Consider the following 21,608-nt stretch of genomic DNA (forward strand, 5'->3'; position numbering starts at 1 on the left):
AAAAAACAACTGTCGTGATACGTTGAAAAAGTTAAGTGTTCATGTTCAGCCGGAATAAGTGTTCAACTTCGTCGGAATACGTAGTGGTACGAACTCGGCATCAGAAAAGTCACCGAAGAAGGCTTTCAATACCTGAGCGCCGAAATTCATCCCAATGACGTCAGTAACGAACAGGGGCAGAACAGCCAGTATCAGGAATTTGTTCCAATTAACTGTTATGAGCTACTGGCGAATAAAATCTTTGGGGAAACGAAAACATGTGGGGGACACATGTGGGGGACAAAAGATAGCAGACAAAGAAAAAGCCCGTTCTTTCGAACGGGCTTCTCTGTATGGTGCGTCTGAGTGGACTCGAACCACCGACCCCTACCATGTCAAGGTAGTACTCTAACCAGCTGAGCTACAGACGCTTTATTCAGTTTTTGCTTCAACACGCTTTGGCATATTGAAAAAATTTGGTGCGTCTGAGTGGACTCGAACCACCGACCCCCGCCATGTCAAGGCGATACTCTAACCAGCTGAGCTACAGACGCAAATGCTATGTTTTGATTGTTTAGCAACAATGTTTTCTAATGCAGGATTTGGTACGACCGAGTGGACTCGAACCACCGACCCCCACCATGTCAAGGTGGTGCTCTAACCAGCTGAGCTACGGTCGTATCACTAAATCGTCCTGCTTGAGAACGGGGTGAATATTAGCGACTCAGACCCACTGGCGCAAGTGTTTGAGTTGGCTTTTTTTATTTTTCGTGACTGTTTGATTGTTACTTGTACTGCCTGACGCTGAATCAGGCACTGAGTGGTTGTTTTCAGGGTAAAAATTATTGCAAAAGCTCATGATCCGGCGGCAGTAAGCGGGAGATCCAGATAGCCAGTTTATGTTTCATATTGGGGCCGTCTTCCTGATCGGGAGAAAGCGGGGTGATCTGCTTAACATCAACCAGTAACCGGTAGATACATTCCACTTTTTCTTTATCTGAAATGCCTTTGTCGAAGTCTTCGTAACCCTGTTTTTTGGCAAAGGCGATGCCTATTTCCATGGCTTTCTTAATCAGTTTTTGTTCGTTTTTGATTTTTTTCATTCTATCTCGTTCCCTGATTGTGGCCTGTATGTAAAGCATAGTAGGGGCGTTGATTTTTTGAGCCCATGGTCATTCATCTGTAAGGCAGTTAAAGGTGTTTCGGCAAGGCGATGAAAATGAACGGCAAAGACCAGTTACCCTTATGGCTGTCCGACGTTTATCCCACAACGCTTGAACAAGGTCTGCCAGTATGAGACGTGGTTGAGAGTAGCGTCACGAAATTGGCGGTGTATGTCACCATCTATATAGAAGCTGTGATAATCGGCGAGCGCAGCAGGGCGGTTGGGGATAGCAAACAGGGTGTGCAGATCCGGCTGAATGTCCTGGTAGCGGGCATCAAGGTTGGCAAGGTATGGCTGAATATCCGTAACGAAAAATTTATAGAATACGTTCTCAAGAAAGTTGGCTTTCTGCTGGTTTCGGTTGGGCCCGCACACGACTGTGGCGTCGTTTTGGCTCAGTAGGGCGGTTGTGGTGTTCAGCCAGTCAGTGGCACGGGCCATTGAGTAAAAAAGCTGACCAAGATAACGCGAGGTGTGGATGTTTTCTTCATAGCTGAGCAGGCGTTCAGCGGACTGAGCGGAGACGCTGTGCCGCGCCGAAATCTGGCTGGCAATGTGCGCTAATCCGCTCATCGCCTGCAGGGTGGCAGTGGCATCTGGAATCGTGCCCAGCGAAAAGGCGGAGTGCGCAGGCTTAAATTGTTTTTGCCACTCTTCACCAGTGAGCAGCATGTTCCACAGGTATTTAGACAGGTCATCTTGTTTCGTGGTCTGAACTTCTATCAGCTGCGCTCTGACATTATCGTCCTCGGGCAATGTCGCGATACAGTGGCCAATACCGTCTAATAACAGCAGCTCGTAGCGTAACTGGCGGGTTCTGTCCTGCACTTTTCCCAGCACAGAGTTGCGCTCTGCGATGAGATGAAACAAGCCGCATTTTCTGAGTTCATAGGCGTCAAACAGTCCCATTCTGACATCTTCGGTGCGCTGCAGCATATCGCCGACCTCGGGAAGAGGCGGTATCCGGGTATCCGGCTCTTTCGGCGAACTGACTGCCAGCACAGAAGCAAGACGATCAGCATAGTCTGCAAACTGATTATCTGAGGACTGACGGTCACAACCGGCCAATAGAATAAGCAGGCCGCTCAATGCGAGCCGAATCAGCAGCTTGTTTATGTTAAGCGGATTTGAAAGAAAGCGTCGGCGCATGATCGTTATTCTGGGATTTTTATAACAGTATAAGCTAACAGATTGAGTTTTCAGATAAAGAAAAGGCAGCGTTTGCTGCCTTAGGGAAGGGGGAGTCCGGTTATTGCACCGACATTGCCAGCTGGAAATCATGGTCTTGACGTTGCAGCCAAAGCAGCCGCACTGTCAGCATTAATGCTGCAGCGGTTAAGCCAACAATCGTACCAATCCAGAAGCCGTGTGGCCCCATAGGTTCTGTGATCAGGTGGGTCATACCCAGTGCATACCCGATCGGCAGACCAAAAACCCAATAGGCAATAAAGGTGCGGATAAAAATGGCCCGCATGTCTTTGTAACCACGAAGTGCCCCGGCAGCAACCACTTGAACGGCATCACTGCACTGGTAAACAGCCGCAAGGAACAAGAGCTGTGTCGCCAGCATAATCACCTCTGTGTTGTCGGTATATAGCAAGCCAATCTGTTCGCGGAAAATGATCGTCAACACAGCCGTCGCCACAGAAATGGCCACGCCCACCCAGATACCGCAGTGGCTGGAAATTTTTGCGCCATCAAAGTTTTGCTCACCTAACTGGTGTCCGACCCGGATGCTGACCGCGGCACCTAAACTCATCGGTAACATGAAGATCAGCGAAGAGAAGTTGATAGCAATCTGGTGGGCGGCGACAACAATTGACCCTAGTGGTGCAATCAACAGTGCTATTGCTGCAAAGATCGAGACTTCAAAAAATAATGCCGCGGCAATCGGAAAGCCCATTTTAAACTGGCGCAGAATCGCTTTCAGTTCTGGGCGATACCAGGTGTGGAATAGTCCGACGCGGCTGAGTTTCCGGTTCACCAGTACATAAACCAGCATCGAGAAGTACATCAGCCAGTACACAATGGCAGTGGCAACACCACAGCCGATGCCGCCAAGCGCCGGTGCGCCGAATTTACCGTAAACAAAGATCCAGTTAAGCGGAATGTTGGCTAACAAGCCGATGAAACCAATCACCATACCGGGAACGGTCAGTGACAGGCCTTCAGAAAAGCTGCGTAATGCCTGAAACAGCAGCAGGGCCGGAACCGCATAAAGAACGGCGTGTAAGTAACCGATGGTTTTTTCTGCCAGTACGGGTTCGACGGCCATGTAATCAATTAAGATGCCCGCATTATAGAGCACCAGTATGATTGGGACTGACAAGAGTAAAGACAATACAAAGCTTTGCTGAACCTGAAACGGAATTTTGTCTTTCTGGCCGGAGCCGTTGAGCTGAGCCACAATGGGCACCATCGCGAACAGCACACCAATGCCAAACAGAATGGCAGGCATCCAGACACTGGAGGCGACCGAGACAGCGGCCATATCGGTGGCACTGACACCGCCAGCCATCACAGTATCAATAAAGCTCATTGCCGTCTGCGCAACAGAGGCGATCAGAACGGGAATAGCGAGTTTCAACAATCGCTTAGTTTCTAGACGATAAAGATGCACGAAATGCTCCAGAGGGCAGGTAATCTATTATTGGAATAATCTTCACAGTGGATTATATCGGCTTCACTGATACTGACAATGATTTATTCAATCTGTATCACAATTCAGCACTTTTCTGCTTTTTTCTGTGTCGCCGTACTGTTTGAGGATATCACAATGCAGCGTGACTGCAGGGCTGGCTAAGTAAAACGGGTCAATGATAGGATGCTGGGCAGAGATTCATTATGTAGCACAGTATTGCTTTGCTATCCGATTAGGCGAGTGCCCATCGCTTTCAGGTTCAGTTCTCTGGAGGAGAAATGTTTACAGGTATTATTCAGTGTACGGCTGAAATCATTGAAATTAATAAGAAAAAAGATTTTCAGACTCACGTTATTCAATTGCCGGATGAACTGCTGCCAGGATTGGAAATTGGCGCCTCTGTGGCCCATAACGGCTGTTGTCTGACGGTAACGCACATCAACGGAAATCAAGTTTCTTTCGATCTGATGCAGGAAACACTGCGTGTCACCAATCTGGGTTTGCTCAGTCCCGGTGACCGCGTGAATATTGAACGCGCAGCTAAGTTTGGTGATGAGATAGGTGGCCATAGCATGTCAGGCCATATCATGACCACAGCGGTAGTCGATGAGGTTATTGAAACAGAAAACAATCATCAGATTTGGTTTTCTCTGCCTGCTGCCCTGATGAAATATGTGTTCACTAAGGGCTATATCGGCATCGACGGGGCCAGCCTGACCATTGGTGATGTGGAAGGCCTGAGATTTAACGTCAACCTGATCCCGGAAACCCTGAACAGGACAAATCTGTCTGCGCGCCAAAAAGGTGATGTGATCAATATAGAAATTGATCCTCAGACGCAGGCTGTGGTGGATACGGTGGAAAGGGTGATGGCTGCGAGAGGCTAGAGGAAGTCGTGTGTCTCAATCAACACGCCCTCTTGTGAAAGGGGCGTGTTGATTCGGACATTAAAAAATTTGCTCGTCGTCAGCATCGACAAACAGGTGAATGGTTTTGTGTAATTCATCAACCTGCATGTTTAAGTGAATCGCATGGCAACATGCGGGGCAATCATCGTAAAACTCCTGACTGCCGGCACTGCTGTCCAGGGTAATTCGGATATGGTGGCCACAATGCGGACAAGTCACACTCTGCTCACTATAGTTCTTCATTTTCTACTCCTTACATTATGTACCTGATACTGATTGGCACATTCATACCGCGACCAGTGTCCCTACTGGAGAGTCTTGACTCTTTCGCCTCGGAAGCCACTGGCTGGTTGAAACACAGAAGTCGTTTCTTACCTGACAATCGCAACAAAAACGATGGGTATAGGTTTGCTAACCGTTACGTTAATCCTAGCGATACGGATTAGTTTTTGCCGTGAATTAACTGCAAACTTTGAATTGCTGAGAAGTTTTAACTATGAGGACTTTGTTGCCTGGAAAGTTGATAAGAACAGAGTAGACAAGCTGGCGGTAATGTGAAATTGATTGATCGGAAATGGGCCTATAGTGACGCTTTTGGTGTCGATATGGAGGAGTATTTTGTGAAGCAGAATGATCAGCCTGTTTGTGTGTTACGACAAACAGGCAAACCATTCTTCAGCCTGATTAAAGGCTGGTGATTAATGCTTTATTTACTTCGAGCAGCGAGTTAAGTTTTTTGTCCGCAATTGACCAACGCAGATCGGCACTGTGTTGCTGCTCCGGCACGACGATACTTTTCATGCGGGCTGCCTTGACGGCCAGCAAGCCGTTCAGGGAGTCTTCAAAAGCAACACAGTGGAGCGGATCGACACCCAGATCATGGGCCGCATTCAGGTACACTTCCGGGTGAGGTTTGCCATAGCGCAGGTGCTCGGCTGAGAACAGGGCACTGAAATGCTCTGTCAGTGACAGGGCATCTAAGGTGGCATTGATAAGGCTCATTGGGGATGATGACGCCAGAGCAACCGTCAAACCCATATCCTGACACGTCTGTATCGCTTCACGCACACCAGGCAGCATAGGTTTGTGCTCCTGAACCAGTTCTTCCACACGTTTAGTGATCATGGTGTTGACGTCCTGGCACGACGGGCCTTGCCATGGCTGACGCTCGAACCAGAGATCAACAATGTGATCGATCCGCAATCCCATGGTTTCCAGCGTTTCCTGCTGTGAAATCGTAACACCCAGTGAAGAGAATACCTCAACCTGAGCACGTTGCCAGAAAGGTTCTGAGTCGACCAGAAGGCCATCCATATCGAAGATTGCGGCTTTTAACATACTGTTCCTGTCTTGAGCTGAAAGGATAAAGAATGTGAACTTTATCACTTCAACTCTGCAGGCGGTAGCCCGGATTACCGTTTAATTGCTACTCAGAGTCAGTCAGATTGAGCCTGCGAATACAGCGTTCTGCCTGATCCAGATATTCTCCGCCAAAGAGATTGCAGTGGTTCAGCAGGTGGTAAAGGTTGTACAGGTCGCGACGTTGTTTGTAGCCGTCATCCAGCGGAAACACAGACTGATAGCCATTGTAGAAACTGTCGGGAAATCCGCCGAACAGCTCTGTCATGGCGATGTCGCATTCTCTGTCTCCCCAGTAGCAGGCGGGGTCATAAATAACCGGGCCATCGACACTGAGCGCCGTGTTTCCATGCCATAAGTCGCCATGCAGCAGGGAAGGTTTGGGCTGATGGGCTGACAAGATATCAATCACTCTGCCTGTGATGATATCAATGCTGCCAAAGTCGATACCTTTCTCTTCACAGAGCTGCAGCTGCCAGGCAATCCGCTGTTCAGCGAAAAAGCGGCACCATTTACGGCGCCATTGATTGGGCTGAGGTGTCAGGCCGATAAAGTTATCCATGTCAAAGCCGTATTCCGGCTGTTCACCCCATTTATGAAGATGCGCCAGTTGCTGGCCAAGGGTGTGAGCCGATTCTGTATCCAGGCTTTTCATGGGCATGAAATCGAGGACAAGGAAGGCTTTATCCCGGCTTATGCCCATATGCCGGCTGGTGGGCACTGTCACTGAGTTCGTTTCCTGCAGGACCCGCAGACTTTCCGCTTCTGCTTCAAAAACGGGAAGCTGCTCTTTCTCATTAAGCTTGATGAAGTACCTTTGATCACCATCACTGATGCAATAGCATTCGTTAACGTCCCCGCCAGGGAGGGTATCCCGCTCGCGGATGGTAAAGGGTTGATCAAGTACGTCTGAAAGCTGATGGGAAATCGCTTGCCACATAGCATCCTCCGGGCACAAACCAGTTTGGGTACAAATCATGATAAACAATAAAACAGCACCTGGGCTGGATTATATAAAGACAGTGACGCCAAATCTGTTGGGGCAATTGTGTTGGGTGCAAATAGATTCTGGTTCTGCAACCTGAACGAGCCGTGCTCATCGCTACCCCTGACTGACGTTATTATGGTGTTTTTTGTCAGTCGCCCCGTGCTTTACCTCATCACAGCATAGACTATATGTTTACCGCTCAGCTGACTTAAATAACAAAAACAGTCAATTAAAAAGTGCAGGGCAGCAAAATTCATATCAAAGCCGTTTTAATAACAGAATCAGATAAAAAAGCCGGGAGGTGATCCCGGCTTGGTTGTTTCGCTGAATTTGATGGGTTTGAATCAGAGACTTGGCAATAGTGATTCTGGCATCAGATCGTTATAGCTTGCTTCAAGCAGCTGCTGCAAACTCATTTTGCCCGGCAGGATTTCTAGTTGAAGCATAGTCATTGTGTCTGCTCGAACTATTTGTCAGTGATCATTGGCAGATCAAGGCCCTGTTCTTTGGCACAGTTGATCGCAATGTCGTAGCCGGCATCAGCGTGACGCATCACACCAGTGCCCGGGTCGTTACGCAGTACGCGGCGGATGCGCTCTTCGGCTTCGTCGGTACCGTCACATACGATCACCATGCCCGAATGCTGGGAGAAGCCCATTCCTACGCCACCACCGTGGTGCAGAGAAACCCAGGTCGCACCGGATGCCGTGTTCAGCAGGGCATTGAGCAGTGGCCAGTCGGAAACAGTGTCTGAACCGTCCATCATGCCTTCTGTTTCACGGTTCGGGCTGGAGACAGAGCCTGAATCCAGGTGATCACGGCCAATCACGATAGGCGCTTTCAGCTCACCGTTACGCACCATTTCGTTGAATGCCAGACCTAAACGTGCGCGGTCTTTCAGTCCCACCCAGCAAATACGTGCCGGCAGTCCCTGGAACTGAATACGCTCGCGCGCCATGTCCAGCCAGTTGTGCAGGTGCGGGTTATCCGGGATCAGATCTTTGACTTTCTGATCGGTTTTGTAGATGTCTTCCGGGTCGCCGGACAGGGCAGCCCAGCGGAACGGACCGACGCCTTCACAGAACAGCGGACGAATATAAGCCGGCACAAATCCCGGGAAGTCGAATGCGTTTTCAACGCCTTCTTCCAGCGCCATCTGACGAATGTTGTTGCCGTAGTCGACGGTTGCAGAACCCGCTTTCTGCAGATCCAGCATTGCCTGTACCTGAACTGCCATTGATGCTTTTGCTGCTTTGACCACCGCGGCTTCGTCTTGCAGACGCATTTCTGCCGCATGCTCCATGCTCCAGCCCTGAGGCAGGTAGCCATTCAGCGGATCGTGGGCTGATGTCTGGTCAGTGGTGCAGTCTGGCACGATGCCGCGCTTCACCAGCTCAGGGAAGACATCAGCCGCGTTACCCAGCAGGCCAACAGAAACCGGCTTGCCGGTTTGTCTGGACTCTTCAATGATCGCCAGTGCTTCGTCCAGCGTGGTGGCTTTACAGTCCACATAACCGGTACGCAGACGGTAATCGATACGTGACTCATCACACTCAACGGCGATCATAGAGAAACCCGCCATGGTGGCCGCCAGAGGCTGAGCGCCACCCATGCCGCCCAGACCGCCGGTCAGTACCCAGCGACCGGATGCATCGCCGTTGAAGTGTTTACGCGCCATAGCAACGAAGGTTTCGTAGGTGCCCTGAACGATGCCTTGCGAGCCGATATAGATCCAGCTGCCCGCGGTCATCTGGCCGTACATCATCAGGCCTTTCTTATCCAGCTCGTTGAAGTGCTCCCAGTTTGCCCAATGTGGCACGATATTGGAGTTAGCGATCAGTACGCGAGGCGCGTTACTGTGCGTTTTGAACACCCCGACAGGTTTACCGGACTGAACCAGTAGTGTTTCATCGTCTTCCAGACGCATCAGGACTTCCACGATCTTGTCATAACACTCCCAGTTACGGGCTGCACGGCCAATACCACCATAGACCACCAGTGAATGCGGATGTTCAGCCACATCAGGGTGCAGGTTATTCATCAGCATACGCAGCGGTGCTTCTGTCAGCCATGACTTGGCATTCAGTGTGGTGCCAGTTGGTGCTTGGATGGTACGTGTCGTGTCCAGACGTGGATTCTGCTGTTGCGTCATTTTGCTCTCCTTGCCGTTCTTCGGTTATCGAATCGCGCGGGCGATTGTCCAGGCCAGCCGTGCAGCTAACCGTGCAGTTTGATTATCAATGTCGAATCGCGGGTTGTACTCAGCCAGATCCGCGACCAGGATTTTCGACTCACCTTTCGGCGTTCTGGCTTTTAAAATCGGTTCCAGCAGCATTTCAACGATGTCGAATGGCACACCGCGCGCAGCCGGAGCACTGACCCCTGGTGCCACGGAGGCCGGGAAAACATCCAGATCAATGGTCAGATAGAGGTAATCACACTGATCAATAAATCGCTGAAGCTCTGTCAGAGTCTGCTCCATTTTGTGATGAACCAGTTCATGGTCATCTTTATAAAGTACGCCTAAACGGTCGGCTTTTTCATACAGCGCCTGGGTGTTACTGGTACGTGCCAGTCCCAGACAGGCATATTTGAATGGCCAGTTATGCATTTCGCAAAAACGGGCAGCCTGATGGAACGGGGTGCCTGAGCTGCCTTTCTCCGACTGCTTGCCACCCGGTGGATTACGCAGGTCGAAGTGGGCATCAAAGTTGATGATGCCGACACGCGGTGGTTGCTGTGCTTCATTCTCATTGCCGGCAACATGCTGCTTTTGCACCAGGTAATTGCCTATGCCCTGAAACGATCCCCAGGCCACTTCATGCCCGCCGCCAAAGACGATCACTTTGTGGCGCTGACGCAGGGCGCGGCTCACATCTTCTGCCAGTCGGTATTGCGCCAGTTCCAGGTTGCTGTCGTCGCAGCTGATGTTGCCGCCGTCATAAACGGGTTCTTCGTGGTGCCATGCCAGGTTGGCCAGTGCTCGGCGAATCGCGACCGGAGCATCATAAGCGCCGGTGCGGCCTTTGTTGCGCGAGACCCCTTCATCACAGGCGAAGCCGAGCAGCATGATGCCGCTTTCATTGGCATTGTCGGCTGGCTGCACTTTCTGGTGCCAGCGCAAGCCTTTGTTACCGTCTTCAGGATCACTGCGTCCTTGCCAGACATTCATATCAATAGGCATACAGCCTCCTGTTTACTGATTCTTGGATTGATAAAAGAGGTTGCCATCCACAACCCGGGCGATTAAATCCGGCACACCCATGCGATAGGACAGCTCTGCTGGCGAGTCGAGGTTCCACAGTGCCAGATCCGCGGCCATACCTGTGCGAATCTGACCACATTGCTCACTCAGGCCCAGCGCCTGTGCGGCATGCGCGGTAACACCTCTCAGGCATTCTTCCGGTGTCAGGCGGAAGAAGGTGCAAGCCATGTTCATCATGGTACGCAGCGAGGCAATCGGCGAGGTGCCGGGGTTAAAGTCGGTGGAAATTGCCATTGGCACACCTTTTTCACGCAGCTGAGCGATCGGTGGCTGCTGGGTTTCACGCAGGAAATAGAAAGCGCCCGGCAACAGGGTAGCGACTGTGTTGTGGGCGGCCAGTGCTTCAACACCGGCTTCGTCCAGGTATTCAATATGGTCGACAGATGTTGCACCCATACTGGCTGCCAGTGCACTGCCGCCTAAATTTGAAAGCTGCTCTGTATGGCCTTTAATCATCAGGCCATGGGCTTTGGCCGCGGCAAAAACCCGCGCACTTTGTGCGGTTGAAAAACCGATGGCTTCGCAGAAAACGTCTACTGAATCTGCAAGGTTCTCTTTTGCTGCTGCAGGAATAATTTCGTCGCATACCAGGGTGATGTAATCGTCGCTGCGTCCGGCATATTCGGGAGGCAATGCGTGTGCGGCCAGTAGTGTGGTAGAAACTTTGATATCGGCCTGCTCGCCAATACGGCGGGCAACCCGCAGCATTTTCAGCTCATCTTCGGTTGTCAGGCCATAGCCGGATTTTATTTCGACAGTCGTGACGCCGTCACGCTTCAGGCCGGCCAGCCGCTCTGAGGCCAATGCAAACAGTTCATCTTCGGTGGCTGCGCGCGTGGCTCTGACTGTCGATAAAATGCCGCCACCGGCCTTGGCGATATCTTCGTAAGGCACACCGTTCAGACGCTGTTCAAATTCGTTAGCACGATTGCCCGCAAACACCAGATGGGTATGGCAGTCGATCAGACCCGGCGTGACCAGAGCCTGCTTGCAGTCCACAATGTCAGCCTGACTGTCGACGGTATCCTGCCAGTTTGCCTGCTGCGGACCGGCGTAGCTGATCTTACCCTGACGGATAATCACCATGGCGTTATCAATGACCTGATAACCGTGTTCCGGTTCCATGGTGACGAGTTTGAGATTGGTCAGAATACGTTCCATAGCGAGCAGCGTCTCTCTGTTTGATTAATATGTATATACAAATTAAAGTCCGAATTCGGACAAAACTCAAGATGTGTTGTAATGAAAATGTGATCAATGTTGAAGGATTCTATTAAAGGTAGCGTATGTAGCAGCGGGAGAGGGAAGTATCAGGCGGGAATGATGAAGTATACAAAAGCCTGACCATTGAGTGATCAGGCTTGTTAGTCAATATGATAGGTAAGAAAACAACGAGGCTTAAAGCGCCTGAAGACGAACCAGGGTTAAATGACGCGGGTTCTGGAGCTGAGTTTGTATTTATCACCGGGGTGGTACAGCAAAGCTGTACTGATGAGATTGGTGTTACTCCAGGTACGGCGATTGAGTAATAAGCATGGTGACTCGATCTCCATTTCAAGTAACTCACTGATATGCGAAGGGGGCAGAATGGCTTCGACAGTATGCTCAATATCACTGAGCGGACATGTCTGCATCAGATACTCATTGGGTGTCTGGGTCGTAAAATCCTGCTGGATATAATCGGGGGCAAAGTGCGGATTCACCCAGCGTTCTTCCAGCTGAATCGGTACCTTATTTTCGTAATGGACGATTTGAGTGAAATACACAGTCGTGTCATGCCGTACGCCTAAGCGTAATGCAATTTCATCGCGGGCTTTGACCTGCTGCTGCGTGATCACTTTGCTGGAATACTGATGGCCCCGGCTGGTGACTTCCGCTGCAATGTTCCGAATTTCCATCAAAGGAGATTCGGCTTTTTTATTGCAGACAAAAGTGCCTAAACGGGGTGTGCGTTCCAGAAATCCTTCATTAACCAGTTCTTTGATAGCTTTATTGGCCGTCATCCGACTGACTTCAAACTGCTCTGACAGCTCAATTTCGGTGGGGATCTTATATCCGGGTGGCCATTCACGGCTCTGGATTTTCTGGTCGAGATACTCTTTGATTTGCTGATAACGCGGTGCGCTTGCCATGGTGTTGTCTCTGCGTCATTATCGACTCTAAATTGCCTATACAAATGAAAGCAACTTTTCCCTTATTTTGCAAGTGGCTCACAGGTAACTGGCTTTTCTATCTTTAGTTTTGTGAGTCAATCCATTACAATTCGCCTTCTGTCTGGGGTCAGCAATTTTGATTTGTACCAAAATTCACACCGAAACAGACACTATCTCATCACCGTACTGCACCTTGGCAGGCGGTAAAATACGAAATTGCATGTGCTACTTGGTATGTGGCACCACTGAACAAAGGATCAATGAATGCCTGTAATTACTCTTCCTGACGGCAGTCAGCGTCAATTTGATAACCCGGTTTCTACTCTCGATGTGGCGCTGTCTATCGGCCCTGGCCTGGCGAAAGCCTGTATTGCCGGTCGTGTTGACGGCGTTCGCGTTGATGCCTGTGATGTGATTGAAAACGACGCAAAACTGGAAATCATCACCGCAAAAGATGAAGACGGCCTGGAAATTGTTCGTCACTCTTGTGCTCACCTTTTGGGTCATGCGATCAAGCAATTGTACCCGGATGTGAAAATGGCGATCGGTCCGACGATTGATTCCGGTTTCTATTATGACGTCGATCTGGAGCAACCATTGACGGCTGACGATCTGGAAAAGATCGAAAAGCGCATGGTCGAGCTGGCGAAAACCAAGTACGACGTTATCAAGAAGAAAGTCAGCTGGCAGGAAGCACGTGATACCTTTGAGTCTCGCGGCGAACCGTACAAAATGGAAATCCTGGATGAGAATGTCTCTCGCGATGATCGTCCGGGTTTGTACCATCACGAAGAATACATCGACATGTGCCGTGGCCCGCACGTGCCGAACATGGGCTTCTGCCAGCATTTCAAACTGCTGAATGTGGCTGGCGCTTACTGGCGTGGTAACAGCGATAACAAGATGTTGCAGCGTATTTACGGCACAGCCTTCCATGATAAGAAAGCACTGAAAGCGCACCTGACGCGTCTGGAAGAAGCGGCTAAGCGTGACCACCGTAAACTGGGTAAGCAGCTTGATCTGTATCATATGCAGCAAGAAGCGCCGGGTATGGTGTTCTGGCATCACAACGGCTGGACTGTGTTCCGTGAGCTGGAAGTGTTCGTCCGTGACAAGCTGACTGAGTATGACTACCAGGAAGTGAAAGGTCCGCTGATGATGGACCGCGTTCTGTGGGAGCGCTCGGGTCACTGGGACAAGTACGCAGAAAACATGTTCACGACTGAGTCGGAAAAGCGTGAGTACGCGATTAAGCCAATGAACTGTCCGGGTCACGTTCAGATCTTCAATCAGGGTCTGAAATCATACCGTGATCTGCCATTACGTATGGCCGAGTTCGGCAGCTGTCACCGTAACGAACCGTCAGGCGCACTGCACGGTCTGATGCGTGTTCGTGGTTTTACTCAGGATGATGCGCACATTTTCTGTACGGAAAACCAAGTTCAGGAAGAAGTGACTTCCTGCATCAAGATGGTTTACGACACCTATGAAACTTTCGGCTTCAACAATATTGTGGTGAAGCTGTCTACACGCCCTGAAAAGCGTGTGGGTTCCGATGAAATGTGGGATAAAGCCGAGTCTGACCTGAAAATCGCACTGGAATCAATGAGCATTCCTTACGATATTCAGGAAGGTGAAGGGGCGTTCTACGGCCCTAAAATTGAATTTACTTTGCATGACTGCTTAGATCGAGCTTGGCAGTGCGGTACAGTTCAGCTAGACTTTGCTCTGCCTGAGCGTCTGGGGGCGACTTATGTCGGTGAAGATAATGAGCGTCATACGCCAGTTATGATTCACCGCGCCATTCTTGGCTCCCTGGAGCGTTTCATCGGTATCCTCATCGAAGAATACGCGGGTTACTTCCCAACCTGGTTGGCGCCACAACAAGCAGTTGTCATGAATATTACTGACAGTCAGTCAGAATATGTTCGCGAAGTTGTAGAAAAACTGCAAAAAAGTGGAATCCGAGTCAACGCGGACTTGAGAAATGAGAAAATTGGCTTTAAAATCCGCGAACATACTTTAAAGCGAGTTCCGTATATGCTTGTCTGCGGTGACAAAGAAGTCGAAGCAGGTGAGGTTGCGGTCCGTACTCGCAAGGGTAACGATTTGGGTAAATTTAAGATTGATGACTTTGTTGCGTACATGCAACAAGAGATTAGCAGTCGCAAGCTCAATGTTTTGGAGGAATAAGGTATTAAAGGCGGAAAAAGAACTCAAGCACCAGTTAAGCAAAACGCACACCGTATCAATGGCGAAATCCGTGGCGTACGCGAAGTTCGTTTAACTGGTATCGATGGTGAGTCTATCGGTGTTGTTTCTATTGAAGAAGCAATTAGTGCAGCGAATGAAGCTGGTGTCGATCTGGTTGAAATCAGCCCTAATGCCGAGCCACCAGTCTGTCGAGTGATGGACTATGGCAAGTACCTGTTCGAAAAGAGCAAGGCTGCTAAAGAGCAAAAGAAAAAGCAAAAACAAATCCAGGTTAAGGAAGTTAAATTCCGTCCTGGTACAGATGAAGGCGACTATCAGGTAAAACTGCGCAACCTGACTCGCTTTTTAGAAGAGGGCAACAAGGGTAAAGTCACACTGCGTTTCCGCGGTCGTGAAATGGCCCACCAAGGTCTGGGTATCGATCTTCTGAACCGTATTAAGGATGAACTGGTCGACATCGCTGTCGTCGAGAGCTTCCCTAGTCGTGTAGAAGGTCGTCAAATGACCATGATGCTTGCCCCTAAGAAGAAGTAATTCAGGCCTTCAAGTAGCAAAAGCGCTGCTCAGTGCAGCGCTTTTTGTTCGCCTGATTACTATGTTATTAACTATCAACAATGCGGAGTCTCATCATGCCTAAGATGAAATCCAACAAAGGTGCTGCTAAGCGTTTCAAGAAAACTGCTGGTGGTTTTAAGTACAAGCGTGCGACCAAGCGTCACATTCTGACTAAGCGTACTACTAAGAACAAGCGTCAGCTACGTCCAAACTCTCTGCTTCCTGCATGTGAAGTAGCAGCAGTAGCACGTATGCTTCCGTTCGCTTAATCGTTTTTAGTTATCGTATTTATTTAGTTAGGAGTTTCCTATGCCTCGCGTAAAACGTGGTGTACAAGCGCGTGCACGTCACAAAAAAGTTCTTAAACAAGCTAAAGGTTACTACGGTGCACGTTCACGTGTATATCGTGTAGCTTTCCAAGCAGTTACTAAAGCCGGTCAATACGCTTACCGTGACCGTCGCAACAAGAAACGTACTTTCCGTCAACTGTGGATTGCACGTATCAATGCTGCGGCACGTCAAAACGACATGACCTACAGCACCTTCATCAATGGTCTGAAGAAAGCATCTATCGAAATCGATCGTAAGATCCTGGCTGATATCGCTGTTTTCGACAAAGCGACTTTCACCGTTCTGGTTGAAAAAGCGAAAGCTGCACTGTAATTTCAGTTCAGTTTGATGAAATAAGGAGAGCCTAGGCTCTCCTTTTTTTTCGTTTCAATATACACAAGTCTTCTCAGGATCACTTGAGTCAGTTAACCGTTACAGCCAGTTTGTGCCTGCCACGGACTGTCGACTGTATTGCCGGGAATCTCTTGTACAGTCCACCATTTTGCTTTCCAGTACTTCCCATTGAATTGAACGATATCGCCTGAACGGTACGTTGTGTGCGCTGACCAGATAGCCTGTTTACAAGTCAGAACTGGCAAAGGGTTTTTCATCCACTCGACAAGCTGACGATGCGAAACAAAACGCACCTGCTGTTTCGACAACGCGTATTCAATGAATTGCTTCAGCACTGCCTGCCTGTCAGCGACGCTGGTTTCCGGCATTCCGATATGTTCTTCACCCTTTAGCTTGCCGTAGAAGGCAGAGTGCAGACCCAGTACCAGCGGCGCGCGATTGCCGGATAAATGCAGGTCGAGATTGTATTTGTACAAGGTGAGCACATCGGCAGCGTTCAGGCCGTAACCGCCCCAGGCTGGCGTGGTATAGAGGTTCCAGTCGAAGTTGTCAGCCTTGCGTGCTGCCGGATCATAGTAAGGGACGCGACTGTCAATTTTGTCGTTGAGCGAATAGGTGAGTCCGTACTCTGCAGCCTCTTCATCTGTTGGAACAATAAGCGCTTGCAGGGGGACTTCCCACAGGCCGGGGACATGTTTGACTGCTGGTTTCCAACCGCCTTGCTGGGCAGCAGACTGCGATGGACTACCTTGATCAAGAGTGTGTGGCCAGTAGTTGTTGGTGCCATTTTCTTCTCCGGTAATACCTGCCGGGAAGCTGACATCATACTGAATGGCATTTGTGGTCAGGGCATCCAGCGTGTTGTCGTTGAATGTTAAAAAGGGCGCCCGAAATCCGGCAACCGCAGGGGCACCGACACCGCCTTGTTCGACAGGCTGAGTCAGAAAATCATTACAAAGTGCCACTTCCCGTTGCCACTGCGCAGCCGTCATCCAGGACTCGAAAGGGTTGTAGTTTACCTTATCGTCCGGATGGGTTTCTGTGTGGTTGGCGATGTCATGACCGTCAGTGTTCAGTTTCCGCCATAGATCGATGATCTCAGGTTGCTGCCGGGCAGGCTGGCAGTGCATGAAAAAACTGGCCGTCAGTGTGGTTGCGGCAAACGCATCAAGCCCTTGTGGGTTCTTACTGTGATTGAGCAGTTCACTAACCCAGTTCAACCCCTCAGCTTCAACATTGTCATCAAACCCTAAAGCAATAAACATGGGCGTTTTGGATGTTTCAATCGGGCTCGACTGAGTAGCGGGGTAAAAACTTGTGTCAGCGACAGCAAATGTGCTGATTATCAGTAGTGATAATATAGCGGGTGTGCGTTTTTTCATCATGGTTCCTTTGAGTTTGCAGAAAATATATTGAGTAAAAACATAATTTTATGGAGGTATCTTGATCTTGCAGACCAGAGAAAGAAGAAAAAAGTGATTTTCAGAGTGATATGACAATTACTGTGCGAAAAAATGTACGTTACACAACCTTAAGTGACTGCAGTTACGGTAACTGGTGTTCTGAGCGTCCTGCAAGGTGAGCGGCGTAAGCCTGAGCCTTCTTACTGGCCGAAAGGTGAAAAAATGCTTTCTTGCCTTGTTCCGGACTATTTTTCTGGAAAATTTTTTAGCAAATACACAGCTAAGTGGCGATTGAGTTTGGATTTAGCACCAGCTTTCATTAATATGTATCGTTACGCGAATTTATCTCCCTGAAGGACGCCACCAGTGTGTGGATGAGGAAACGATGCAACATCTAGAAGAGATTATTGCCAACGCAACGGCAGCAATTGAGCAGGCTGACTCAGTCGCTGCTCTGGACGAAGTCCGTGTCCATTATATGGGTAAGAAGGGTGAACTGACCCTTCAACTGCAAAGCCTGGGTAAATTGCCACCTGAAGAGCGTCGCGAAGCCGGTCAGCAGATCAACCTGGCAAAGCAAGCTGTTCAGCAGGCAATTGCCGCTCGTAAAGACGCACTGCAGCGTGCCGAGCTTGAAGCCAAGCTGGCCGCAGAAACCATCGACGTGACCTTGCCTGGCCGTCGTATTGAAAATGGTGGTCTGCACCCGGTAACCCGTACTATTGAGCGTATCGAAAGCTTCTTTGGTGAACTTGGCTTTACCGTTGAGTCCGGCCCAGAGATCGAAGACGGTTTCCATAACTTTGATGCTTTGAACATTGCCAAAGATCACCCGGCTCGTACCGATCACGATACTTTCTTCTTTAATCCTGAGCTGATGCTGCGTACGCACACTTCTGGTGTACAGATTCGTACCATGGAAGCCAGCCAGCCGCCGCTGCGTTTTATTGCACCAGGCCGTGTGTACCGTAACGATTACGATCAGACCCATACCCCAATGTTCCATCAGGTTGAGGGCATGCTGGTTGATGAAAACGTCAACTTCGCACAGCTGAAAGGTATACTGCACGAATTCCTGCATAACTTCTTTGAAGAAGATCTGGAGATTCGTTTCCGTCCTTCCTACTTCCCGTTTACTGAGCCTTCAGCTGAAGTCGATGTGCGCCGTAAAGGCGGCAAATGGCTCGAAGTGTTGGGTTGCGGAATGGTCCACCCTAATGTACTGCGTGCCGTTAATATCGATCCTGAGAAATATTCAGGTTTCGCATTTGGTATGGGTGTCGAGCGTCTGACCATGCTGCGTTACGGCGTGAATGACCTGCGTGCATTCTTCGAAAACGATCTTCGTTTCCTGAAACAGTTCAAGTAAGCATTAGGGGCTAGCAAATTATGAAATTTTCTGAATCTTGGCTACGCGAGTGGGTCAATCCTGCTAACAACAGCGAAGAACTAGCTCACCAGATCACCATGGCGGGCCTGGAAGTTGACGGTATTGAACCTGTCGCAGGCAGCTTTAGCGGTGTGAAAGTCGGTCAGGTTGTCGAATGTGGCCAGCATCCTGATGCCGACAAACTGCGTGTGACCAAAGTGGATGTGGGCGAAGAAGAGCTGCTGGACATCGTCTGCGGTGCGCCAAATTGCCGTCAGGGTCTGAAAGTTGCTGTGGCAACTGTGGGCGCTGTTTTGCCGGGTGATTTTAAAATCAAGAAAGCGAAACTGCGTGGCCAGCCATCTCATGGCATGCTGTGTTCTTTCACTGAATTAGGCATTGATGTTGATTCAGATGGCATTATGGAACTGCCGGAAAGTGCTGTGATTGGGACAGATTTCCGCGAATTCCTGAGCCTGAACGATGTCATCATTGATGTCGATCTGACACCTAACCGCGCGGATTGCCTGAGCATTGCGGGTCTGGCACGTGAAGTTGGCGTATTAAACCGCGCTGAAGTGACTCCGCCATCCTTTGATGCTGTTGCACCGGCCATTGACGATAAAGTCTCTATCGAAGTAAAAGCGCCGGAAGCGTGCCCGCGCTATCAGGGACGTATCGTTCGCAATGTGAACGTGAAAGCGGAATCTCCGTTGTGGCTGCAGGAAAAGCTGCGCCGTTGCGGTGTGCGCTCTATCGACCCAATCGTTGATATTACCAACTATGTGATGCTGGAGCTGGGACAGCCAATGCATGCGTTCGATCTGAACCAGATCGACGGCGGCATTGTTGTTCGTATGGCAGAGCAGGGCGAGAAATTGACCCTGCTGGACGGCACTGAAGCGGAACTGAACAGCGACACACTGGTGATTGCCGATCAGTCAAAAGCGCTGGCAATGGCGGGCATTTTTGGTGGTGAGCACTCAGGTGTCAGCGAAAACACCAAAGATGTGCTGCTGGAGTGTGCGTTTTTCACGCCGGATGCCATTCGTGGCCGTGCTCGCAGCTACGGTCTGCATACTGATTCGTCTCATCGCTTTGAGCGTGGCGTGGATGCAGGCCTGCAAACCAAAGCCATGGAACGTGCTACTGCCTTGCTGGTTGATATTTGCGGTGGTGACGTTGCGCCAATCGTAGAAGCTGAATCTGAACAGCATCTGCCTCAGCAAAACAGTATCGTGTTGCGTCGCAGTAAGTTAGACAACCTGCTGGGTCACTTTGTCTCTGATGAAGACGTCGTTGAGATTCTGAGCCGTCTTGGCTGTATGGTCGAACCGACTGACACTGGCTGGCGTGCAGTTGCACCAAGCTGGCGTTTTGATCTGGCCATCGAAGAAGATCTGGTAGAAGAAGTTGGCCGTATTTACGGTTATAACAATATTCCTGCACAGTCGCCGGTTGCTGCGTTGAGCATGAACCTGCATCAGGAAGCCAACCTGCCACTGAAACGTGTTCGCGATCTGCTGGTTGACCGTGGTTACCACGAAGCGATCACTTATAGCTTTGTTGAGCCAGAGCAGCAGAAACTGATCGTGCCGGATACGGACGCGATCATTCTGCCGCACCCGATTTCTGCTGAAATGTCGGCAATGCGCCTGAGCCTGTGGTCGGGTCTGCTGAACACAGTTGCCTTTAACCAGAAGCGTCAGCAGCCTCGTGTACGTCTGTTCGAATCAGGCATGCGTTTTGTTCCTGATGCATCGGCTGAAAATGGTATTCGTCAGGAAACCATGTTGGCTGGTGTGATTGCCGGTGCCCGCAGTGAGGAGCATTGGGATCTCGCGACAAACACCGTTGATTTCTTTGATCTGAAAGGTGATTTGGAAGCGGTTCTGGAACTGACGGCCAAAGAGACTGAGTTTACATTTACTCCAGCTAAACACCCGGCTCTGCATCCGGGACAGTCAGCGGCTATCGTCGTAGATGGTAAGGAAGTTGGCTTTATCGGTACGGTTCATCCTGAGCTGGAACGCAAGTTCGACCTGAACGGACGTACCGTTGTGTTTGAAGTTGAGTGGAATGCTATCGCAAGTCGTGCGATTCCTCAGGCTAAAGCTGTGTCTAAGTTTCCTGCGAACCGTCGTGATATCGCGGTAGTGGTTGCAGAAGAGGTTGCTGCTGGTGACGTGTTGCAGGTTTGCCGGACGCATGGTGGCGAGTTGCTCACTGATGTGAACCTGTTCGATGTTTACCGCGGTAAAGGTGTTGAGGATGGCCAGAAGAGTCTGGCGATTGCTTTATACCTTCAGTCAGCCGACCGAACGCTGGAAGAAACGGACATCAATGGTGCCGTAGAGTCGATTGTCGCGGTTCTTGGCGATCAGTTTGGTGCAGCGCTTCGCGATTAACTTACTGTTATCATTTGATAATTGATGAAAAAGCAGCCGATAGGGCTGCTTTTTTTTGATTTTTTTTCAGTTAGAGCTAAGATTTTGATAAATAGTAAAAATTCTCTGTGCGATTCATTTTTGTGGTTTTATTGACTGCAACTGACTTTAATTTTGGTTTTTATTGTTGCTTCTCGGCAAACGTAAGCACAACCAGGTGCATGTCTGCATGCTTGTCTGGAATATAAGAATCAATCATTTTACGGTAAGTTTACCTAAAAAAGTTGGCGGAAATCAGCTAGTTGGCATAAACTTGTCTCTAGTTAAGGTCAGCCACTGATGAGAAGGCTATAATGCACTTTAGTGCATGGGTGGGCAGCCTGGCTACACATGAAGTATTCGCAGTAAGCATAACTGGTATGTTTACTATTCGTTCAACATAGTCTTGAGGGAGTTATCTATGGCGCTCACAAAAGCCGAGTTGGCTGAGAACCTGTTTGAGAATGTCGGACTAAGCAAACGGGACGCCAAGGATACG

At 49.8% G+C, this 21,608-nt stretch carries 18 protein-coding genes, 3 tRNA genes and 1 pseudogene; 8 read left to right on the forward strand and 14 right to left on the reverse strand.

Features of this window, described 5'->3' with window-relative positions; translation table 11 throughout:
* Positions 1 to 333: 333 nt before the first annotated feature.
* The 6 genes from P0Y67_RS19425 to P0Y67_RS19450 all read right to left on the reverse strand — a co-directional run bounded on the left by P0Y67_RS19425 (position 334) and on the right by P0Y67_RS19450 (position 3,764).
* Positions 334 to 410 (reverse strand) — tRNA-Val (locus tag P0Y67_RS19425).
* Between the two features lie 46 nt (positions 411 to 456).
* Positions 457 to 533, reverse strand: a tRNA-Val gene (locus P0Y67_RS19430).
* Positions 534 to 582: 49 nt separating this feature from the next.
* Positions 583 to 659: transfer RNA gene (locus tag P0Y67_RS19435), tRNA-Val, on the reverse strand.
* A gap of 162 nt (positions 660 to 821) precedes the next feature.
* The gene (locus tag P0Y67_RS19440; protein WP_027252100.1) at positions 822 to 1,082 is read right to left on the reverse strand and encodes a DUF5062 family protein; all 261 of its coding nucleotides are present in this window, start codon (positions 1,080 to 1,082) and stop codon (positions 822 to 824) included.
* A gap of 140 nt (positions 1,083 to 1,222) precedes the next feature.
* Positions 1,223 to 2,293: a DUF3080 domain-containing protein gene (locus tag P0Y67_RS19445; protein ID WP_342393207.1), complete on the reverse strand. Its 1,071-nt coding sequence runs from the start codon at positions 2,291 to 2,293 to the stop codon at positions 1,223 to 1,225.
* A gap of 100 nt (positions 2,294 to 2,393) precedes the next feature.
* Positions 2,394 to 3,764 carry an MATE family efflux transporter gene (locus tag P0Y67_RS19450; RefSeq protein WP_342393208.1) on the reverse strand — a complete coding sequence of 457 codons (1,371 nt, stop codon included), beginning with the start codon at positions 3,762 to 3,764 and terminating at the stop codon, positions 2,394 to 2,396.
* A gap of 299 nt (positions 3,765 to 4,063) precedes the next feature.
* On the opposite strand from P0Y67_RS19450, the gene P0Y67_RS19455 reads away from it, so the two are divergent.
* Positions 4,064 to 4,672: a riboflavin synthase subunit alpha gene (locus P0Y67_RS19455; RefSeq protein ID WP_342393209.1), complete on the forward strand. Its 609-nt coding sequence runs from the start codon at positions 4,064 to 4,066 to the stop codon at positions 4,670 to 4,672.
* Positions 4,673 to 4,732: 60 nt separating this feature from the next.
* Here P0Y67_RS19455 and P0Y67_RS19460 read toward each other — a convergent pair whose 3' ends face one another.
* The 7 genes from P0Y67_RS19460 to hutC form a co-directional block, all read right to left on the reverse strand.
* Positions 4,733 to 4,936 (reverse strand): CPXCG motif-containing cysteine-rich protein, encoded by a 204-nt coding sequence (locus P0Y67_RS19460; RefSeq protein WP_027252104.1) that lies wholly within the window; start codon positions 4,934 to 4,936, stop codon positions 4,733 to 4,735.
* Positions 4,937 to 5,377: 441 nt separating this feature from the next.
* Positions 5,378 to 6,031: a hexitol phosphatase HxpB gene (gene hxpB / locus P0Y67_RS19465; RefSeq protein WP_342393210.1), complete on the reverse strand. Its 654-nt coding sequence runs from the start codon at positions 6,029 to 6,031 to the stop codon at positions 5,378 to 5,380.
* An 88-nt stretch (positions 6,032 to 6,119) separates the two neighbouring features.
* Positions 6,120 to 6,992: a fructosamine kinase family protein gene (locus tag P0Y67_RS19470; RefSeq protein ID WP_342393211.1), complete on the reverse strand. Its 873-nt coding sequence runs from the start codon at positions 6,990 to 6,992 to the stop codon at positions 6,120 to 6,122.
* A 514-nt stretch (positions 6,993 to 7,506) separates the two neighbouring features.
* Positions 7,507 to 9,192, reverse strand: a complete 1,686-nt coding sequence (hutU, locus tag P0Y67_RS19475) for a urocanate hydratase (protein ID WP_342393212.1) — start codon at positions 9,190 to 9,192, stop codon at positions 7,507 to 7,509.
* Positions 9,193 to 9,216: 24 nt separating this feature from the next.
* Positions 9,217 to 10,224, reverse strand: coding sequence for a formimidoylglutamase (gene hutG / locus P0Y67_RS19480; RefSeq protein WP_342393213.1), 1,008 nt, complete (start codon positions 10,222 to 10,224; stop codon positions 9,217 to 9,219).
* A gap of 12 nt (positions 10,225 to 10,236) precedes the next feature.
* The gene (gene hutI / locus P0Y67_RS19485; RefSeq protein WP_342393214.1) at positions 10,237 to 11,466 is read right to left on the reverse strand and encodes an imidazolonepropionase; all 1,230 of its coding nucleotides are present in this window, start codon (positions 11,464 to 11,466) and stop codon (positions 10,237 to 10,239) included.
* Between the two features lie 263 nt (positions 11,467 to 11,729).
* Positions 11,730 to 12,437 (reverse strand): histidine utilization repressor, encoded by a 708-nt coding sequence (gene hutC / locus P0Y67_RS19490; protein WP_120510920.1) that lies wholly within the window; start codon positions 12,435 to 12,437, stop codon positions 11,730 to 11,732.
* 285 nt (positions 12,438 to 12,722) lie between these two features.
* Here hutC and thrS point away from each other — a divergent pair, with 285 nt between their 5' ends.
* From thrS to rplT, 4 genes are all read left to right on the forward strand, one after another.
* Positions 12,723 to 14,651: a threonine--tRNA ligase gene (gene thrS, locus P0Y67_RS19495; RefSeq protein WP_342393215.1), complete on the forward strand. Its 1,929-nt coding sequence runs from the start codon at positions 12,723 to 12,725 to the stop codon at positions 14,649 to 14,651.
* Positions 14,652 to 14,654: 3 nt separating this feature from the next.
* Positions 14,655 to 15,206 (forward strand): translation initiation factor IF-3, encoded by a 552-nt coding sequence (gene infC, locus P0Y67_RS19500; protein ID WP_205576862.1) that lies wholly within the window; start codon positions 14,655 to 14,657, stop codon positions 15,204 to 15,206.
* Between the two features lie 95 nt (positions 15,207 to 15,301).
* Positions 15,302 to 15,496 carry a 50S ribosomal protein L35 gene (gene rpmI / locus P0Y67_RS19505; protein WP_027252113.1) on the forward strand — a complete coding sequence of 65 codons (195 nt, stop codon included), beginning with the start codon at positions 15,302 to 15,304 and terminating at the stop codon, positions 15,494 to 15,496.
* 40 nt (positions 15,497 to 15,536) lie between these two features.
* Complete coding sequence (rplT, locus tag P0Y67_RS19510; RefSeq protein WP_027252114.1) at positions 15,537 to 15,890, forward strand: 50S ribosomal protein L20; 354 nt, start codon at positions 15,537 to 15,539, stop codon at positions 15,888 to 15,890.
* A gap of 92 nt (positions 15,891 to 15,982) precedes the next feature.
* Here rplT and P0Y67_RS19515 read toward each other — a convergent pair whose 3' ends face one another.
* A complete protein-coding gene (locus P0Y67_RS19515) occupies positions 15,983 to 17,293 on the reverse strand; it encodes a polysaccharide deacetylase family protein (RefSeq protein WP_342393216.1) in 1,311 nt (436 codons plus the stop codon).
* A gap of 406 nt (positions 17,294 to 17,699) precedes the next feature.
* Between P0Y67_RS19515 and pheS the strand changes: the two genes are divergently transcribed.
* The 3 genes and pseudogenes from pheS to ihfA form a co-directional block, all read left to right on the forward strand.
* A complete protein-coding gene (pheS, locus tag P0Y67_RS19520) occupies positions 17,700 to 18,683 on the forward strand; it encodes a phenylalanine--tRNA ligase subunit alpha (RefSeq protein ID WP_120510918.1) in 984 nt (327 codons plus the stop codon).
* A gap of 20 nt (positions 18,684 to 18,703) precedes the next feature.
* Entirely contained in the window at positions 18,704 to 21,091 is a 2,388-nt protein-coding gene (gene pheT, locus P0Y67_RS19525) for a phenylalanine--tRNA ligase subunit beta (RefSeq protein WP_342393217.1), read from the forward strand.
* A 439-nt stretch (positions 21,092 to 21,530) separates the two neighbouring features.
* Positions 21,531 to 21,608 (forward strand): annotated as a pseudogene (gene ihfA, locus P0Y67_RS19530) (integration host factor subunit alpha); the annotation flags it as partial.

It is taken from the genome of Photobacterium sp. SP02, from assembly GCF_038519165.1.
Lineage (GTDB): Bacteria > Pseudomonadota > Gammaproteobacteria > Enterobacterales > Vibrionaceae > Photobacterium > Photobacterium halotolerans.

Bases quoted from the DNA above. Each gene is read 5' to 3' on its own strand.
- P0Y67_RS19440 (WP_027252100.1), bottom strand. From the start codon at position 1,082: ATGAAAAAAATCAAAAACGAACAAAAACTGATTAAGAAAGCCATGGAA.
- P0Y67_RS19445 (WP_342393207.1), bottom strand. From the start codon at position 2,293: ATGCGCCGACGCTTTCTTTCAAATCCGCTTAACATAAACAAGCTGCTG.
- P0Y67_RS19455 (WP_342393209.1), top strand. From the start codon at position 4,064: ATGTTTACAGGTATTATTCAGTGTACGGCTGAAATCATTGAAATTAAT.
- P0Y67_RS19460 (WP_027252104.1), bottom strand. From the start codon at position 4,936: ATGAAGAACTATAGTGAGCAGAGTGTGACTTGTCCGCATTGTGGCCAC.
- hxpB (WP_342393210.1), bottom strand. From the start codon at position 6,031: ATGTTAAAAGCCGCAATCTTCGATATGGATGGCCTTCTGGTCGACTCA.
- P0Y67_RS19470 (WP_342393211.1), bottom strand. From the start codon at position 6,992: ATGTGGCAAGCGATTTCCCATCAGCTTTCAGACGTACTTGATCAACCC.
- hutU (WP_342393212.1), bottom strand. From the start codon at position 9,192: ATGACGCAACAGCAGAATCCACGTCTGGACACGACACGTACCATCCAA.
- hutG (WP_342393213.1), bottom strand. From the start codon at position 10,224: ATGCCTATTGATATGAATGTCTGGCAAGGACGCAGTGATCCTGAAGAC.
- hutI (WP_342393214.1), bottom strand. From the start codon at position 11,466: ATGGAACGTATTCTGACCAATCTCAAACTCGTCACCATGGAACCGGAA.
- hutC (WP_120510920.1), bottom strand. From the start codon at position 12,437: ATGGCAAGCGCACCGCGTTATCAGCAAATCAAAGAGTATCTCGACCAG.
- thrS (WP_342393215.1), top strand. From the start codon at position 12,723: ATGCCTGTAATTACTCTTCCTGACGGCAGTCAGCGTCAATTTGATAAC.
- rpmI (WP_027252113.1), top strand. From the start codon at position 15,302: ATGCCTAAGATGAAATCCAACAAAGGTGCTGCTAAGCGTTTCAAGAAA.
- rplT (WP_027252114.1), top strand. From the start codon at position 15,537: ATGCCTCGCGTAAAACGTGGTGTACAAGCGCGTGCACGTCACAAAAAA.
- P0Y67_RS19515 (WP_342393216.1), bottom strand. From the start codon at position 17,293: ATGAAAAAACGCACACCCGCTATATTATCACTACTGATAATCAGCACA.
- pheS (WP_120510918.1), top strand. From the start codon at position 17,700: ATGCAACATCTAGAAGAGATTATTGCCAACGCAACGGCAGCAATTGAG.
- pheT (WP_342393217.1), top strand. From the start codon at position 18,704: ATGAAATTTTCTGAATCTTGGCTACGCGAGTGGGTCAATCCTGCTAAC.